At 73.3% G+C, this 14,169-nt stretch carries 16 protein-coding genes; 8 read left to right on the top strand and 8 right to left on the bottom strand.

What is annotated here, in order from left to right:
• The first annotated feature begins 67 nt into the window (after nt 1-67).
• On the top strand, nt 68-1,129 hold the full coding sequence (locus ACFYUV_RS19100; RefSeq protein ID WP_387669951.1) for a glycoside hydrolase family 19 protein: 1,062 nt from the start codon (nt 68-70) through the stop codon (nt 1,127-1,129).
• Between the two features lie 19 nt (nt 1,130-1,148).
• Here ACFYUV_RS19100 and ACFYUV_RS19095 read toward each other — a convergent pair whose 3' ends face one another.
• Nucleotides 1,149-1,550 carry a MerR family transcriptional regulator gene (locus ACFYUV_RS19095; protein WP_352354129.1) on the bottom strand — a complete coding sequence of 134 codons (402 nt, stop codon included), beginning with the start codon at nt 1,548-1,550 and terminating at the stop codon, nt 1,149-1,151.
• Between the two features lie 87 nt (nt 1,551-1,637).
• Here ACFYUV_RS19095 and ACFYUV_RS19090 point away from each other — a divergent pair, with 87 nt between their 5' ends.
• Nucleotides 1,638-2,528, top strand: a complete 891-nt coding sequence (locus ACFYUV_RS19090) for an NAD(P)-dependent oxidoreductase (protein ID WP_387669950.1) — start codon at nt 1,638-1,640, stop codon at nt 2,526-2,528.
• 76 nt (nt 2,529-2,604) lie between these two features.
• Here ACFYUV_RS19090 and ACFYUV_RS19085 read toward each other — a convergent pair whose 3' ends face one another.
• Together ACFYUV_RS19085 and ACFYUV_RS19080 are read right to left on the bottom strand one after the other, a co-directional pair.
• On the bottom strand, nt 2,605-4,374 hold the full coding sequence (locus tag ACFYUV_RS19085) for an AMP-dependent synthetase/ligase (RefSeq protein WP_387669948.1): 1,770 nt from the start codon (nt 4,372-4,374) through the stop codon (nt 2,605-2,607).
• Nucleotides 4,375-4,424: 50 nt separating this feature from the next.
• A complete protein-coding gene (locus ACFYUV_RS19080; protein ID WP_352354135.1) occupies nt 4,425-4,607 on the bottom strand; it encodes a hypothetical protein in 183 nt (60 codons plus the stop codon).
• Between the two features lie 25 nt (nt 4,608-4,632).
• Here ACFYUV_RS19080 and ACFYUV_RS19075 point away from each other — a divergent pair, with 25 nt between their 5' ends.
• From ACFYUV_RS19075 to ACFYUV_RS19065, 3 genes are all read left to right on the top strand, one after another.
• Nucleotides 4,633-5,169: a CGNR zinc finger domain-containing protein gene (locus tag ACFYUV_RS19075; RefSeq protein ID WP_358293235.1), complete on the top strand. Its 537-nt coding sequence runs from the start codon at nt 4,633-4,635 to the stop codon at nt 5,167-5,169.
• 223 nt (nt 5,170-5,392) lie between these two features.
• A complete protein-coding gene (locus tag ACFYUV_RS19070) occupies nt 5,393-7,003 on the top strand; it encodes an ABC-F family ATP-binding cassette domain-containing protein (protein WP_387669947.1) in 1,611 nt (536 codons plus the stop codon).
• Between the two features lie 37 nt (nt 7,004-7,040).
• Nucleotides 7,041-8,042 carry a hypothetical protein gene (locus ACFYUV_RS19065; protein WP_387669945.1) on the top strand — a complete coding sequence of 334 codons (1,002 nt, stop codon included), beginning with the start codon at nt 7,041-7,043 and terminating at the stop codon, nt 8,040-8,042.
• A gap of 72 nt (nt 8,043-8,114) precedes the next feature.
• On the opposite strand, the gene ACFYUV_RS19060 is transcribed toward ACFYUV_RS19065, so the two are convergent.
• Nucleotides 8,115-8,372 carry a zf-TFIIB domain-containing protein gene (locus ACFYUV_RS19060; protein ID WP_352331027.1) on the bottom strand — a complete coding sequence of 86 codons (258 nt, stop codon included), beginning with the start codon at nt 8,370-8,372 and terminating at the stop codon, nt 8,115-8,117.
• Between the two features lie 59 nt (nt 8,373-8,431).
• On the bottom strand, nt 8,432-9,286 hold the full coding sequence (locus tag ACFYUV_RS19055; protein ID WP_364389668.1) for a phosphotransferase: 855 nt from the start codon (nt 9,284-9,286) through the stop codon (nt 8,432-8,434).
• Nucleotides 9,287-9,329: 43 nt separating this feature from the next.
• On the opposite strand from ACFYUV_RS19055, the gene ACFYUV_RS19050 reads away from it, so the two are divergent.
• Both ACFYUV_RS19050 and ACFYUV_RS19045 read left to right on the top strand, forming a co-directional pair.
• Nucleotides 9,330-9,641: a hypothetical protein gene (locus tag ACFYUV_RS19050; RefSeq protein WP_387669944.1), complete on the top strand. Its 312-nt coding sequence runs from the start codon at nt 9,330-9,332 to the stop codon at nt 9,639-9,641.
• A gap of 29 nt (nt 9,642-9,670) precedes the next feature.
• On the top strand, nt 9,671-10,567 hold the full coding sequence (locus ACFYUV_RS19045; RefSeq protein WP_387669943.1) for a TIGR03619 family F420-dependent LLM class oxidoreductase: 897 nt from the start codon (nt 9,671-9,673) through the stop codon (nt 10,565-10,567).
• On the opposite strand, the gene ACFYUV_RS19040 is transcribed toward ACFYUV_RS19045, so the two are convergent.
• The 3 genes from ACFYUV_RS19040 to murQ are packed head-to-tail and all read right to left on the bottom strand — an operon-like array spanning nt 10,564 to nt 12,998.
• Nucleotides 10,564-10,944 (bottom strand): VOC family protein, encoded by a 381-nt coding sequence (locus ACFYUV_RS19040; RefSeq protein ID WP_358293224.1) that lies wholly within the window; start codon nt 10,942-10,944, stop codon nt 10,564-10,566. The genes ACFYUV_RS19045 and ACFYUV_RS19040 overlap by 4 nt on opposite strands.
• A 4-nt stretch (nt 10,945-10,948) precedes the next feature.
• Nucleotides 10,949-12,043, bottom strand: a complete 1,095-nt coding sequence (locus ACFYUV_RS19035) for a serine hydrolase domain-containing protein (RefSeq protein WP_387669942.1) — start codon at nt 12,041-12,043, stop codon at nt 10,949-10,951.
• Nucleotides 12,044-12,098: 55 nt separating this feature from the next.
• Nucleotides 12,099-12,998: an N-acetylmuramic acid 6-phosphate etherase gene (murQ, locus tag ACFYUV_RS19030; RefSeq protein WP_358293220.1), complete on the bottom strand. Its 900-nt coding sequence runs from the start codon at nt 12,996-12,998 to the stop codon at nt 12,099-12,101.
• A 57-nt stretch (nt 12,999-13,055) separates the two neighbouring features.
• On the opposite strand from murQ, the gene ACFYUV_RS19025 reads away from it, so the two are divergent.
• Nucleotides 13,056-14,168 carry an exo-beta-N-acetylmuramidase NamZ domain-containing protein gene (locus tag ACFYUV_RS19025; protein WP_387669941.1) on the top strand — a complete coding sequence of 371 codons (1,113 nt, stop codon included), beginning with the start codon at nt 13,056-13,058 and terminating at the stop codon, nt 14,166-14,168.
• Nucleotide 14,169 lies beyond the last annotated feature (1 nt).

The raw sequence follows: 14,169 nt of genomic DNA, 5'->3' as shown, positions 1-14,169 counted from the left end.
GCGTGCCACCATCGCGCTAACTCTTAGGAAACTTTCTTAAGAGATTCCGTGAAGGGAAGTGATCGGGGTGCGCCGGAGCCTGACGCTGTTCGCCGCCGCGCTGCTGGTGGCGGGCGTCCTGTCGGCCGTCGTGCCGGCCCCGCCGGCCGGGGCGGCCACGTGCGCGACGCCGTGGAACGCCTCGACGGCCTACAACGGCGGCGCGGTGGTGTCCCGAGGCGGGCACAACTGGTCGGCCAGGTGGTGGACGCAGAACGAGACCCCCGGCACCGCCGCGGTCTGGGCCGACCAGGGCGCCTGCGGCGGCGGTACCCCCACGCCCGGCTGCGACCACCCGAACTGGGTGGCCGGCCGGTACTACGCCACCGGCAGCATCGTGCGCTACACCGACGGCAACTACTACATCGCCGTCCACGACAATCCCGGCTACGACCCCGTGATCAGCACCTGGTACTGGGACCCGTACGCCTGCGACGGCGGCGGCACGCCCACCGACCCGCCGGACCCGGGAGGCTTCGTGGTGAGTCAGGCGCAGTTCGACCAGATGTTCCCCGGCCGCAACTCCTTCTACAGCTACAGCGGCCTGACCACGGCGATCGCCGCCTTCCCCGCCTTCGCCGGGACCGGCTCGGCCACCGTCAGGAAGCAGGAGGCCGCCGCCTTCCTGGCCAACGTCAGCCACGAGACCGGCGGGCTGGTCTACATCGTCGAGCAGAACACCGCGAACTACCCGCACTACTGCGACGCGACCCAGCCCTACGGCTGCCCGGCCGGGCAGGCCGCCTACTACGGCCGCGGGCCCATCCAGCTGAGCTGGAACTTCAACTACAAGGCCGCCGGCGACGCCCTCGGCATCAACCTGCTGAACGACCCCTGGCAGGTGGAGCGGAACGCGTCCGTGGCCTGGAAGACCGCGCTGTGGTACTGGATGACCCAGAACGGCCCCGGCACCATGACCCCGCACGACGCCATGGTCAACAGCCGCGGCTTCGGCGAGACCATCCGCAGCATCAACGGCAGCCTGGAGTGCAACGGCGGCAACCCGGGCCAGGTGCAGAGCCGGGTCAACGCCTACCAGCGCTTCACCCAGATCCTCGGCGTCGCCCCCGGCGGCAACCTGTCCTGCTGACCGCCTCCCCGGCTCCCGATCAGGCCGGCCGCGCTCCCGCGGGGGCCCGGCCGGCCTCATCGGCCGGCGCGCGCCGTTCGGTGGTCTCCAGGTAGCCGCGCAGGGCGCGCCGGGAGCGGCTGAGCGTGTCGATCTGCTCGTCGAGGCCGCGCAGCCGGGCGCGCAGCGTGTCCAGCAGCTCGGGGCAGGGCACCAGATCGGGGTCGGGGCCCGTGACGCAGGGCAGCAGGTACGCGATCTCGTCGGTCGACAGCCCGGCGTCGAGCAGCTTCCTGATCTGGGCCACGGTCAGCACGGCGCCGTCGTCGTACTCGCGGTAGCCGCTGGCGCGGCGGCTGGGCTCCAGCAGGCCCTGGGCCTCGTAGTAGCGCAACTGGTGCGGGCGGACGCCGGTCCGCCGGCTCAGGTCACCGATCAGCACGGCCGTCCCCCTTGACCTTCATACCGGTCTGAACGTTGACGATTCTCCCATAGCTGCTGAACCACCTCTTTTGGGAGAGCGACTGTGATGACGAAGGAAAGCCGTACCCCCGTGACCGTCCTCGGCCTGGGGCTGATGGGGGAGGCGCTGGCCGGGGCGCTCCTGCGCGACGGCCGGCCGACGACCGTCTGGAACCGTACGGCGGCCAAGGCCGACCGGCTGGCCGGGCAGGGCGCCGTACGGGCCGGGTCGGCGCTGGAGGCCGTGACCGCCGCCCCGCTCGTGGTCGTCTGCCTGACCGGGTACGACGCCGTGCGCGAGGTGCTCGACCCGCTGGGCGCCGCCCTGGACGGCCGGGTGCTGGTCAACCTCACCTCCGGCACCTCCGCCGAGGCCCGCGACACCGCCGCGCGGGTGGCCCGGCACGGCGGCGCCTATCTCGACGGCGCGATCATGACCACCCCCGCCGCCATCGGCACCCCGGCGGCCGCCCTGCTCTACAGCGGCCCGCGATCGGCCTTCGACCTGCACGAGCCGGCCCTGCGCAGCCTCGGCGGGGCGACGACGTACCTCGGCGCGGACCACGGCCTGTCGGCGCTCTACGACGTCGGGGTGCTGAGCCTGATGTGGAACATCCTCAACGGCTTCCTCCAGGGCGCCGCGCTGCTCGGGGCCGCCGGGGTGGAGGCGGCGGCGTTCGCCCCGGTCGCGCGGAACGGCGTCGAGACCGTGGCCGGCTGGCTGGCCGACTACGCGCGGCAGATCGACGAGGGCGCGCACCCGGCCACCGACTCGACCCTCGACACGCACGTCGCGGCCATGGACCACCTCGTGCGCGAGAGCGAGTCGCACGGCGTGGACGCCACGCTGCCGCGCTTCATCAGGGAGCTGGCCGGCCGGGCCGTCGCGGCGGGCCACGGCGGCGCGGGCTACACGGCGCTGATCGAGCAGTTCCGCAAGCCCTCCGGCCAGGAGTGAGACGACGGCCCCCGGCGCCAGGCTCGCCGGCCGGCGGCGGGTCCTCGGGCCCGCCGCCGTCGGTCGGCGGGCGTCGTCAGTCGGCGTAGAAGCCGTCGAGGACGTCGGCGTGGCGTTCCTCGACGGCCTTGCGCCTGATCTTGAGGCTGGGCGTCAGCTCGCCGGTCTCCACGGTGAAGTCGCCGGCCAGGATCGCGAACTTCTTGACCGTGGCGTAGCTGGCCTGGTCGGCGTTGACCTGCCGGATCGCCTTGTCGACCTCCTCGCGCATGCGCGGGTGCCCGCACAGCGCCTCGGGGTCGGCCGGCAGCGACTCGGCCTCGGCCCACGGGCGCACGACGTCCATGTCGAGGGTGACCAGCGCCGTCACGTAGTTGCGGCGGTCGCCGTGCACGAACACGTGCGAGGCGAACGGGCAGGCGGCCTTGATCCGGCCCTCCAGGTAGGTGGGGGCGACGTACTTGCCGCCCGAGGTCTTGATCAGCTCCTTCTTGCGGTCGGTGATCAGCAGCCGGCCGGCCTGGTCGAGCTCGCCGATGTCGCCGGTGTGCAGCCAGCCGTCCGCCAGCGCCTCGGCCGTCTCCTGGGGCAGGCCGTGGTAGCCGCGCATCACGCCGCGCCCGCCGATGAGGATCTCGCCGTCGTCGGCGATGCGGACCTCGGTGCCCGGCAGCGGCGGGCCTACCGTGCCGAACCGCACCGACTCGGGACGGTTGAGGAAGCTGCCCGCCGACGACTCGGTCAGGCCGTACCCCTCCAGGATCGTCAGGCCGGCGCCGTCGAAGAACTCGGCCACGTCCCGCGACAGCGGCGCGGCCCCGGAGATGAAGAACCGGATCCGGCCGCCGAAGCGCGCCCGCAGCTTGGCGAAGACCAGCCGGTCGGCCAGCGCGCGCTCGACCCGGGTGGTGAGCGGGACGGCCGCCTCGCGCTGCCGCGCCCGGCTGACCCGCAGGCCGGTCTCCCGCGCCCACTCGAAGATGCGCAGCTTGACCCCGCCCTCGCGGCGCACGGTGGCGACGACCGTGTTGTGGATCTTCTCGAAGATGCGCGGCGCGGCGGCCATCACGGTCGGGCGCAGCGCCCCCAGGTTGTCGGCGATGCGGTCGAGGCGGCCGTCGATCGCGGTCGGCACGCCGATGTCGATCATCACGACCTCCAGCAGCTTGCCGAACGAGTGGGACAGCGGCAGCCACAGGAAGTGCAGGTCGGCGGGGGACAGCAGGCCGATCTCGCGGACCGAGCCGGCCGCGAACAGCCAGTTGTCGTGGGTGAGCTCGACGCCCTTGGGACGTCCGGTGGTGCCGGAGGTGTAGATGAGCGTGGCCAGGTCGTCCTGGGCGATGGCGTCCACCAGGGCGTCGTAGTCGTCCGGCGCGTCGCGCTCGCCCTGGCCGACCGAGTCGAGGGTGACCACCCAGCCGTCGTCGCTCGCCGAGCCGTCGACGACCACCACGCGCGTGACGTCGGGCAGCTCCTTCTGCACGGACCTGAGCTTGGCCACCTGCTCGTCGTCCTCGGCGATGACGATCGTGCTGCCGGAGTCGGTGATGACGAAGGCGCACTCGGCGGCCGTGTTCGACGGGTAGATGGTGGTGGTGGCCGCGCCCGTGGAGAGCACGGCCAGGTCGGCGAGGATCCATTCGAGCCGGGTCGAGCAGAGGATCGACACGCGCCTGCCGGGCCCCGCGCCGAGCCTGGACAGCCCCAGCGCCAGTCCGCGGACGCGCTCGCCGACCTCGCTCCACGACAGGGAGGTCCACGCCTCGCCCGACGGCACCCGGTACGCCTCGGCGTCGGGGGTGGCCGCGATCCGGTCGCGCAGCAGGGAGGGAATGCTGGACATGCCTGACCTCCTGAGGGGTGTGCCGCCGACTCTAGGACGAGTGCGCCGGATCAGTCGATGGCCGTGATCGACCTGCCGCCGGCCGGGGGCGGGCCGGCGCTGGCGACCGTCCTGGACGTGCGCACCTCCCATGCGCCGCAGGCGCAGCGCAGGTAGGAGACCAGGCCCTCGGAGGTGCGGTGGGAGGAGACGAGGGTCAGGGCGAAGGGGTCGTGCGGCTCTCCGGGATGCATGACTCCAACCTGATGTAATGACCTTGTGCATTTCAACACTTACGGCGGCAACGGCGCCGAACTCGCCGCGGCCCTGGTCAACGCGAGCGACTTCAGCCCGGCCGCGGTGCGGGAGACGCTCACGGCCAACGCCATGTGGCGCACGGACGTCACCCCGGCCCAGGCGGCGGAGCTGGCGGCCTGGGCGCGCCGGCTGGCCCCCGTCTTCGGGGAGCCCGACCTCGGCGTCCAGGTGCGGCTGATCAACGAGCTGCTGGAGATCACCGCGTCCAGGCCGCACATCAGCACCCACGACGGCCTCGAACCCCACCTGCACTTCTTCTCCGCCGAGGCCGACATCGTCTCCAGGGCCAAGGACACCACCGCGGGCGGGCTGGCCATGGCCGTGTGCTTCTCCGACGGGCGGCGGCTCGGGCGGTGCGACCGGACGGGGTGCGAGACCGTCTATGTGGACACCTCGCGTAACGGGCGGCGCCGGTTCTGCTCCCTGACCTGCGCGAACCGGGTCAACGTGGCCGCCCATCGCGCCCGGGACGTTGCCCGTCGGTCGTGTTTCGGGTAGTGTGTCCGGGTCGTATCGCCGACCCCTGGGGGCAGCTGACGTGAGGATCTGAGGCCGCGGGCACCGCGCCTACCGCCCGGTCACGGGCTCTGTCGCGTGCGCACCTCGACCTCGGCGACCTCTTCGCCCCGGTTCTTCCCAGCTCAAGCTGTCCGGTTGTCGCGCGCGCAGCGGTGTTCCCGCCAAGTCACGAAATTTCGATTTTTGTGATGGGAGCCGCCACATGTCTTTCTCCATTGTCGTCGATCACGTGTCCTTCGGCTGGCCCGACGGGACCATGGTGCTCGACCGTCTCGACGCCGCCTTCCCTGCCGGACGTACCGGGCTCATCGGGGCGAACGGGTCGGGCAAGTCCACCCTGCTCAAGATCATCGCCGGGGAGCTGACCCCGGGATCGGGCTCGGTCTCGGTCACCGGCGAGGTGGGGTACCTGCCGCAGAACGTGCCGCTGGAGGGCAGCCGCACGGTGTCCGACCTGCTGGAGATCAGCGGGAAGCGGGCCGCGCTGCACGCCGTCGAGAGCGGCGACGTCGCCGAGGAGCACTTCACCGCCATCGGGGACGACTGGGACGTCGAGGAACGCGCGCGGGCCGAGCTCGACCGGCTCGGGCTCGGCCACGTCGGGCTCGACCGCACGGTCGCGACGCTGTCGGGCGGCGAGGCCGTCATGGTCGCGCTGGCCGCCCAGATCCTCAGGCGTCCCGCCGTGCTGCTGCTCGACGAGCCCACCAACAACCTCGACCTGGACGCCCGGCGGCGGCTCTACGCCGCGGTCTCGGCGTACCCCGGGGTGCTGGTCGTGGTCAGCCACGACCGGGCGCTGCTCGACCTCGTGGACCAGGTCGCCGAGCTCCGCGACGCCGCCGTGCGCCTGCACGGCGGCAATCTGAGCGACTACGAGGAGCAGGTCGCCGCCGAGCAGGAGGCGGCCGAGCGTACGGTCAGGACCGCCGAGGGCGAGGTGCGGCGGCAGCAGCGCGAGCTGATCGAGGCCAGGACCAAGCTCGACCGGCGCAGCCGCACCGCGCGGAAGGCGTTCGAGAACAAGAAGGTGCCCAAGATCGTCGCCGGCGGGCTCACGATGAAGGCCCAGGTGTCGGCGGGCAAGCACCGCGCGCTGCACCAGGAGCGGCTGGCCGAGGCCAGGGGCAGGCTGACCGAGGCGGAGCTGGCCGTGCGCGACGACGCCGAGATCCGCGTCGAGCTGCCCGGCACCGCCGTCCCGGCCGGCCGGACCCTGCTGACGCTGCCGCTCGACCCTCCCGACCGCTCCGGCGGCCCCGACGGCACGCCCGGCCGGGAGGGGCTCAAGGCGCTCGACCGGCTGGTCGTCCGGGGCCCCGAACGCATCGCGCTGCTCGGGCCCAACGGGTCGGGCAAGACGACCCTGCTGCGCAGGATCGTCGAGCACGGCGCGCACGTCCCGGTGGGGTACCTGCCGCAGCGGCTGGACGTCCTCGACGACGCGCTGAGCGTCGTGGACAACGTCCGGGCCGTGGCGCCGGCCGCCTCGGTCAACGACGTGCGGGCGCGGCTGGCTCGCTTCCTGTTCCGCGGCACGCGGGCCGACCAGCCCGTGGGCACGCTGTCGGGCGGCGAGCGGTTCCGCGCCGCCCTGGCCGCGCTGCTGTCGGCCGATCCGCCGCCGCAGCTGCTCCTGCTGGACGAGCCGACGAACAACCTGGACATGTCCAGCGTTCGCCAGCTCTCCCAGGCGCTGGCGGCCTACCGGGGCGCGCTCGTCGTGGCCAGCCACGACGTCCCGTTCCTGGAGACGCTGGGGATCACCCGGTGGCTGCGACAGGATCGGGATGAGGGACTGGCCGAATCGTAATTGACGTCTGGGGATCAACCGGGCAATAGTGGGGCAGGTGGCTTCACCCCGGTTGATCTCCTGCGTTCTCGCCCTGGCGACGGTGACGCTCGCCGCCTGCTCCTCTCCGCCACCGCTGACCGGCGGTGAGCCGAAGGTCAGCGGCGTGGCGGACGGCAAGGGCGGAGCCTTCAGCGGCGATCCCAGTGGCGATCCCGGCGGCGACCCCTCGTCGGGGTCCAGCCCCGCCGTCAGCGCCCTGACGCCGGAGGCGTACAAGGGCGAGCTCGACAGCAGGCACAAGGCGATGACCGGCGCGATCAGCGGCCTGGCCGGCGCGCGCGGCGTCCAGGCGCTCAACCAGCGCGTGGACAAGGCCGAGCAGGCGCTGAGCGGCGCCGCCGACGCCCTGTCCGCGATCGCCCCGCCCGCCGAGATCCGCGCCCAGCACGACGCGTACGTCACCAGCCTGCGCGACTTCGCCACCGAGCTCGGCTCCACGGCGGGCAAGGTCGGCAGCCGCGAGCTGTGCACCCCTTCGGCCGTGCTGAGCGACCTGAACACCAAGCTCACCGCCCTGAACAAGGCGGGCGAGGCGCTGCAGAGCGCCGGCGACTACCCGGCCGACGTCGTCACCGTCAAGGCCGGCGGCAAGCAGAACAGGCGGCTGAAGAACGGCGCGTTCATCCGCCGGACCTCCCTCGGCGGACGCAGCTCCCTGGAGGTCGACAACGGCGGCACCCGCGACGCCGTCGTCACGGCGGTCAGGGGCGGCGGCAAGACGTTCAGCGTGTACGTGCGCAAGAAGGCCAAGTTCAAGGTCAGGGGCGTGCCCGACGGCACGTACAAGATCTACTTCACCCACGGCGTGGACTGGGACGGCAAGAGCCGGTCCTTCAGCCGCCAGTGCAGCTTCGAGCGGTTCCAGAAGTCGGTGAAGTTCAAGACCACGGTCACCGCCACCCAGATCCTCTGGCACGACTGGCGGGTCACCCTGCACGCCATCTCCGGCGGCAACGCCCGCACCGCGCCCGTCAACCCCGACGACTTCCCGAGCTGACCCTCCAGAGCCGGGCCCGCACACGCGAAAGGGCCGCGCGAACGCGCGGCCCTTTTCCGGCTGCCGGGACGATCAGGTCGAGAACAGCATGCCCACCCAGCTGCGCTGGCGGTGGTGGCCGTAGTGGTGACCGCCGTGGTGAGGGGCGCCCCAGGCCGGCCCGGGGGCGGGGGGCGGCGGCGGAGCGGCGTGGTACTGCGACTCCATGCGGGTCAGGGTCTCCAGCTCGCCATAGTCGAGGAAGATCCCACGGCAGTTGTCGCACTGCTCGATGTGGACGCCGTTGCGCTCATATGTCCGCATGTTGCCGCGGCACTTCGGGCACTGCATCTAAGTCGCTCTCCTTGGATCCGGGGTCTAAGGCTGAAACCTACCGCGTGCGGCCCCCGTCACGCTCGGACGATTCTGCTGCACGATTCGATTAACGCGTGCTCCACCTCGTCGAGTTCCCGGTTCTCGCGCTCGGCGTTGAGCACGGCCACGGCGGCCAGTTGCACGGTCAGCGCCCGGGCCGGCAGGTCGAGCCGCTGCCAGGGATCGTCGCCCTGGCCGAGCGCGGGGCCGCCCGAGGCCAGGTACGCGCCGAGGAACCGCTCCCAGACGGCCGGCTCCAGCAGGCCCGCCGCATACCAGGCGGCCGGTCGCGCCAGGTCCCAGGCCGGGTCGCCGACGCCCAGGTCGTCGACGTCGATGAGCAGCCAGCGGTCGCGGCAGACGAGCTGGCCCAGGTGCCAGTCGCCATGGGTGAGCAGGCCCGGCACCGGGGCGGGCTCGGGCAGCTCCTTGAACGCGTGCCTGACGAGCTGCTCGACCGGGCCGTCGCCGCTCATCCTGGACACCGCGCGGGCGGCCCGCGCCGGGCCCCCGGCGGGCGGCATCGGCGGCACCACCGTCAGGGGGACGGCGTGCAGCCGGGCCAGCAGCCGCGCGCCCTCCTCCCAGGGGGCGGACCCGGGATCGTCGTGGGGGACCGGCCGGCCGGCCGGCCAGACGCTGACCGCGCGGCCCGCCGCCGTCAGCACCTCGGCCTCCAGCGGGGCCAGCAGCACGCCGTTGACCGCGGCCGCGGCGGCGGCCCTGAGGCGGGCGCGCAGCGGCTCCACCTCGTCGCGGGCGGAGTGGGCCTTGACCACCACCTCGCCCATCCGTAACACGACCACGTCGGTCCGTGTCTGGTGTCGCACGGGCTCGCCCGTGCCGCCGTACGCCGCGGCGATGCCCGCCAGCTCCTCCTCTAGACCCACTCGTACAGAGTATTGGGCAGTGTTGGGGGTAAATGCCGTCGTGATGGCGGGAGCGAGGGAGTGGGCGGCGCTGGCGCGCGAGTGGCTGAGGGCGAGCTCGCCGCGGGCCGCCCAGGCGATGCGCGAGCACGATCAGGAGGCCGCCCGTCGTCGCCGTGAGCGGCGTCCGGCGGCGCGCCGGGGGAGGCCCGCGGACCAGGAGGCCGCCCGGGAGCCGGCGCGGTGGGCGGTCGAGCCCGAGGCGGCGGACGGTCCGGGCCAGGAGGAGATCGAGCGGGCGCGTGCGGCGCTGGCGCGGGCGACCTCGCTGGAGCGGGCGCGGGCTCGCGCGCGGCGGGAGCGGGGACACGGGTGACGGATGAAGCCACCGGTCAGACTGGGAGCATGAGAATCGGTTTCGCCGTACCCCAGTCAGGGCCCTGGGCCACACCGGAGAACATGCGCCGCGTCGCCGCGCGGGCCGAGGAGCTGGGCTACCACGAGCTCTGGACGTTCCAGCGGCTGCTGTACCCCGTCGGGCATCCCATGGGGCCGACCTACCGCAGTGTCCACGACCCGCTGGTCACGCTGGCGCACCTGTCCGGCGTCACCCGGACGATCCGGCTGGGCGTGGCCGTGGTGAACGCGTACGTGCAGCCGGTCGTGCTGGCCAAGCAGCTCGCCACCCTGCAGACCCTCTCCGGCGGCCGGGTCAGCGCCGGCATCGGGCTCGGCTGGGTGCCGGAGGAGTTCGAGGCCGCGGGGGTCGGCATGGAGCGCCGCGGGCGCCGGGGCGAGGAGTTCGTCGAGCTGCTGCGCAAGGCGTGGACGGACGACGTCGTCGAGCACGACGGCGAGTTCTACCGGGTGCCGGCCTCCCACATGGACCCCAAGCCGGCGCCGGGGCCGCCGCAGATCCTGCTGGGCGGCACCGCCGAGGTCGCGCTGCGCCGGGCCGGCCGGCTGGCCGACGGCTGGATCAGCTCCAGCAGGGAGGACCTGTCGGCGGTCGCGGGCCGGATCGCATTGATCAAGGAGGCGATCGCCGGCGCCGGACGCGACGCGACCTCGTTCCGCTACGTGTGCCGCGGCGTCACGCAGGTGCGGCCCGCCGGCGCCGAGGACGCCCGCCGGCCGCTGACCGGCACGTACGAGCAGATCAGGCAGGACGTCGCCGCCCTGGCCGCCGAGGGCGTCACGGACGTCTTCCACGACCTCAACTTCGACAAGGAGATCGTCACCGCCGACGCCGGGGAGGCGATGCGCCGGGCCGAGGAGGCCCTGGAGGCGCTGGCGCCCTAACCGCCGCCGTAGGGGACCGTGATGATCTCCAGGTTGTGCCCGTCGGGGCCCGACCAGTAGAGCCCGCGGCCGCCGTCGTGGGTGTTGATCACGCCGGGCCTGGTGTGCCCCGGATCGGCCCAGAACGTCAGGCCGCGGCTCCTGATCCGCCCCCAGATCTGGTCGAACTCCTCCTCGCCGACGAGGAAGGCGTAGTGCTGCGGGGTCACCTCGCCGTCGGCCTGCATCACGTCGAGCGAGACGTCGTTGGCCAGCGTCACGACCCGGAACGGGCCGTAGACCGGCGCGGGCTCCAGGCCGAGGACGTCGACCAGGAAGGCGGCCGTGGCGTCCCGGTCGGTGGCGGCGACGATGGTGTGGTTCAGCTGCACGGGCATGCGTTCACGCTACGTGCCGCAGCGCCTCGGCGGCCACCGCGCACCGCAGCTCGCGCATCCCCGGCCGCCCGCGCACCGGATGGACGGCGTTGGTCAGCAGCACCACGGTCAGCCCGCGCGCCGGATCGACCACCAGCGACGTCCCGGTGAACCCGGAGTGGCCGTAGGCGCCGCTCAGCGGGCCCACGATGCCGGGGTCGCCGATCCGCACGCCGAGCCCGTGCCGGAACGCGGCCCCCTCCGCCCCCTGGTCGCGGGTCATCTCCGCCACGCTCGACGGGCTCAGCATCGCGCCCCCGCCCACCCGCAGCGCCTCCCCGAAGGCCAGCAGGTCGTCCGCCGGGGCGAACAGGCCCGCGTGCCCGGCCACCCCGCCCAGGGCGTGGGCCGTCTCGTCGTGCACCTCGCCGCGCACGCAGCCGGGGCCGGGGCGTTCGGGCTTGAACTCGGTCGCCGCGACGCGCTCGACCCGCCCGCCGCCGCCGACCGGGCGGTAGCCGGTGCCGGAAAGGTCGAGCACGTCCGTGATCCGGGCGCGGACCAGGACGTCGAGCGGGGCGGACGCGGCCAGCTCGGCGATCCGGCCGGCCATCACCATGCCGACGTCGCTGTAGAGGTAGGGGCCGCCGACCGGGCCGGTGACCGGCGTGGTGACCATCGCGGCCATGCGCTCGTCCGGCCCGGCCTGCGGAAGCTCCAGGTCGATCCGGCGGGTCGGCGTCAGGCCCGCCGTGTGGGTGAGCAGGCGGCGCAGCGTGATCCGCGGGTCGGCCCCGGGGAGCCACGACCGGACCGGCTCGTCCAGGTCCAGCAGGCCCTCCTCGGTGAGCGAGAGCACCACCGTGGTGGTGCACAGCTTGCTGACCGAGGCCAGGTCGAACACCGAGTCCCGGTGCGCGGGGGGCCGATCGGCGGCGAGCGTCCCGGGGGCCCCCGGCCCGGCGTCCGATCCGGTGGCCGGCTCGGCGTCGGCGTACCTGACCAGTTCGCCCACCGCCGCGGCGGCGGTCACCGTGCCGTGCGCGGCGATCAGCGCGACCGCCGCCGGGCACACCTCGGGCACCGCGGCGGCCAGCAGGCGCTCCAGCCGGTCCGACATCCCCGTTCCCCCCTCGTCAGTCCCCGATGGCGCCCCGGCGCCTCCCGCCCGTACGTCAGCCGCTGAGCGCGTCGCTGAGCCGCTCTCCGTGCGACTCCAGCAGCGCGCGGGCGGCGTCGGGGTCCAGGCCGTGCTGGATCATCACCACGGCCGTCTTCGCCTGCCCGCCGGCCGCCTCCAGCGCCGCGCCCGCCGTCGCGGCGTCGGCCCCGGTGATCTCGCGCACCATGCGCAGCGCGCGGGAGGCGAGCTTGCTGTTCATGGCCGACATCTCGATCATCTTGTTCCCGTAGGTCCGGCCCAGCCGGACCATGGAGATCGTCGAGATCATGTTGAGCACGAGCTTCTGCGCCGTGCCCGCCTTCAGCCTGGTCGAGCCCGCCACCACCTCGGGCCCCACGACGACCTCGATCCCGTGCTCGGCGGCGGCCGACAGCGGCGCGCCCGTGTTGCACGACAGCGCCGCGGTCAGCGCCCCCCGGCCGGCGGCCTCGGCCAGCGCGCCCAGCACGAACGGGGCCCGCCCGCTGGCCGACACGCCCACCACCGAGTCGAGCGCGCCCACCTCCAGGTCCTTCATGGCCGCCGCGCCCGCCTCGGCGTCGTCCTCCGCGCCCTCGATGGACCGGGTCAGCGCCTCCGGCCCGCCGGCGATGACCCCCTGCACCAGCGAGGGGTCGGTGCCGAACGTCGGAGGGCACTCGCTGGCGTCGAGCACGGCCAGCCGTCCCGAGGTGCCGGCGCCGACGTACAGCAGCCTGCCTCCCTCGGCCATCCGGGCGGCGATCGCGTCGATGGCCGCCGAGATCGCCGGCACGGCCGCGGCCACGGCCACGGGCACCTCGGCGTCGGCCTGGTTCATCAGTCGGGCGATCTGCTCCGTCGGCAGCCGGTCGATCTGGCTGTAGCGGGGATCGCTCTGCTCGGTGGACAGCTCGGGCAGCGGATCAATCATGACGCTAATTTCCACCCTTTACTTCTCAGTTGTAAATATCTTTCAGAGAATGGATCCATGTCACACGTACGCACCGGAGCCGAACGGCTGGCCGCGGACCCCGCGCTGGCCGGCGGCGCCCGTCTCGGCCTGATCACCAATCCCACCGGCGTCCTGCCCGACCTGACCCCCACGACCGACGCCCTGCTGGCCGCGGGGCTGCCCCTGACCGCGCTGTTCGGCCCCGAGCACGGCCTGCGCGGCACGGCCCAGGCGGGATCGAGCGAGCGCGACGCGGTGGACCCCGCGACGGGACTGCCGGTCTACGACACCCACGAGCTGTCGGGCGACGACCTCGACCGCGTGGTCGCCGCCTCCGGCGTGGACACGCTGGTCTTCGACATCGCCGACGTGGGCGCCCGCTTCTACACCTTCGTGTGGACCATGTACGACCTGCTGGCCTCGGCCGCGCGGCTGGGCCTGCGGTTCGTGGTGCTGGACCGGCCCAACCCCCTGGGCGGGACCGTCGAGGAGGGCCCCCTGCTGGACCCGGCGTTCGCCAGCTTCGTGGGCCGCTTCCCGCTGCCCGTGCGCCACGGCAGGACCGCGGGGGAGCTGGCGGCGCTGTTCGGCTTCGACGCCGACCTGCGGGTGGTGACGATGGAGGGCTGGCGGCGGGACATGAGCTGGGCGGAGACCGGCCTGCCCTGGGTGATGCCCTCGGTCAACATGCCGACCCCCGACACCGCGCTGGTCTACCCGGGCACCGGGCTGTTCGAGGGCACCAACTTCTCCGAGGGCCGTGGCACCACCCGGCCGTTCGAGCTGGTCGGGGCGCCGTACGCGGACGAGCGCTACGCGGCCGCCCTGAACGGGCTGGAGCTGCCGGGGGTGCGGTTCAGGGACACCTGGTTCACCCCGACGTTCCACAAGCACGCGGGCCTGCCCGTCCGCGGGGTGCAGCTGCACGTGCACGACCCGCGGGCCTTCCGGCCGGTGCTGACCGGGTTGTCGATGCTGCACACGGCCCGCGTCCTCTACCCGGACGACCTGGTCTGGAAGGGCGAGGAGCTGTTCCTCGACCTGCTCTGGGGCTCCGACACGCTCACGCGCTGCCTGGAGGCCGGGGACGACCCGCGCGAGCTGTGCCCGCCGCCCGGCCGTCCCGAAGGACATCTGCTCTACAGCTGAC

It is taken from the genome of Nonomuraea sp. NPDC003560, from assembly GCF_042878785.1.
In the GTDB taxonomy this organism is placed as follows: Bacteria; Actinomycetota; Actinomycetes; order Streptosporangiales; family Streptosporangiaceae; genus Nonomuraea.
Note: the sequence above shows the minus strand (reverse complement) of the source record. Positions and strands in the feature narration are given on the sequence as shown.

Coding starts and splice junctions, on each gene's coding strand:
- murQ (WP_358293220.1), bottom strand. CDS start 12,998: ATGATTGATCCGCTGCCCGAGCTGTCCACCGAGCAGAGCGATCCCCGC.
- ACFYUV_RS19045 (WP_387669943.1), top strand. CDS start 9,671: ATGAGAATCGGTTTCGCCGTACCCCAGTCAGGGCCCTGGGCCACACCG.
- ACFYUV_RS19060 (WP_352331027.1), bottom strand. CDS start 8,372: ATGCAGTGCCCGAAGTGCCGCGGCAACATGCGGACATATGAGCGCAAC.
- ACFYUV_RS19035 (WP_387669942.1), bottom strand. CDS start 12,043: ATGTCGGACCGGCTGGAGCGCCTGCTGGCCGCCGCGGTGCCCGAGGTG.
- ACFYUV_RS19040 (WP_358293224.1), bottom strand. CDS start 10,944: ATGCCCGTGCAGCTGAACCACACCATCGTCGCCGCCACCGACCGGGAC.
- ACFYUV_RS19090 (WP_387669950.1), top strand. CDS start 1,638: ATGACGAAGGAAAGCCGTACCCCCGTGACCGTCCTCGGCCTGGGGCTG.
- ACFYUV_RS19080 (WP_352354135.1), bottom strand. CDS start 4,607: ATGCATCCCGGAGAGCCGCACGACCCCTTCGCCCTGACCCTCGTCTCC.
- ACFYUV_RS19025 (WP_387669941.1), top strand. CDS start 13,056: ATGTCACACGTACGCACCGGAGCCGAACGGCTGGCCGCGGACCCCGCG.
- ACFYUV_RS19070 (WP_387669947.1), top strand. CDS start 5,393: ATGTCTTTCTCCATTGTCGTCGATCACGTGTCCTTCGGCTGGCCCGAC.
- ACFYUV_RS19050 (WP_387669944.1), top strand. CDS start 9,330: ATGGCGGGAGCGAGGGAGTGGGCGGCGCTGGCGCGCGAGTGGCTGAGG.
- ACFYUV_RS19085 (WP_387669948.1), bottom strand. CDS start 4,374: ATGTCCAGCATTCCCTCCCTGCTGCGCGACCGGATCGCGGCCACCCCC.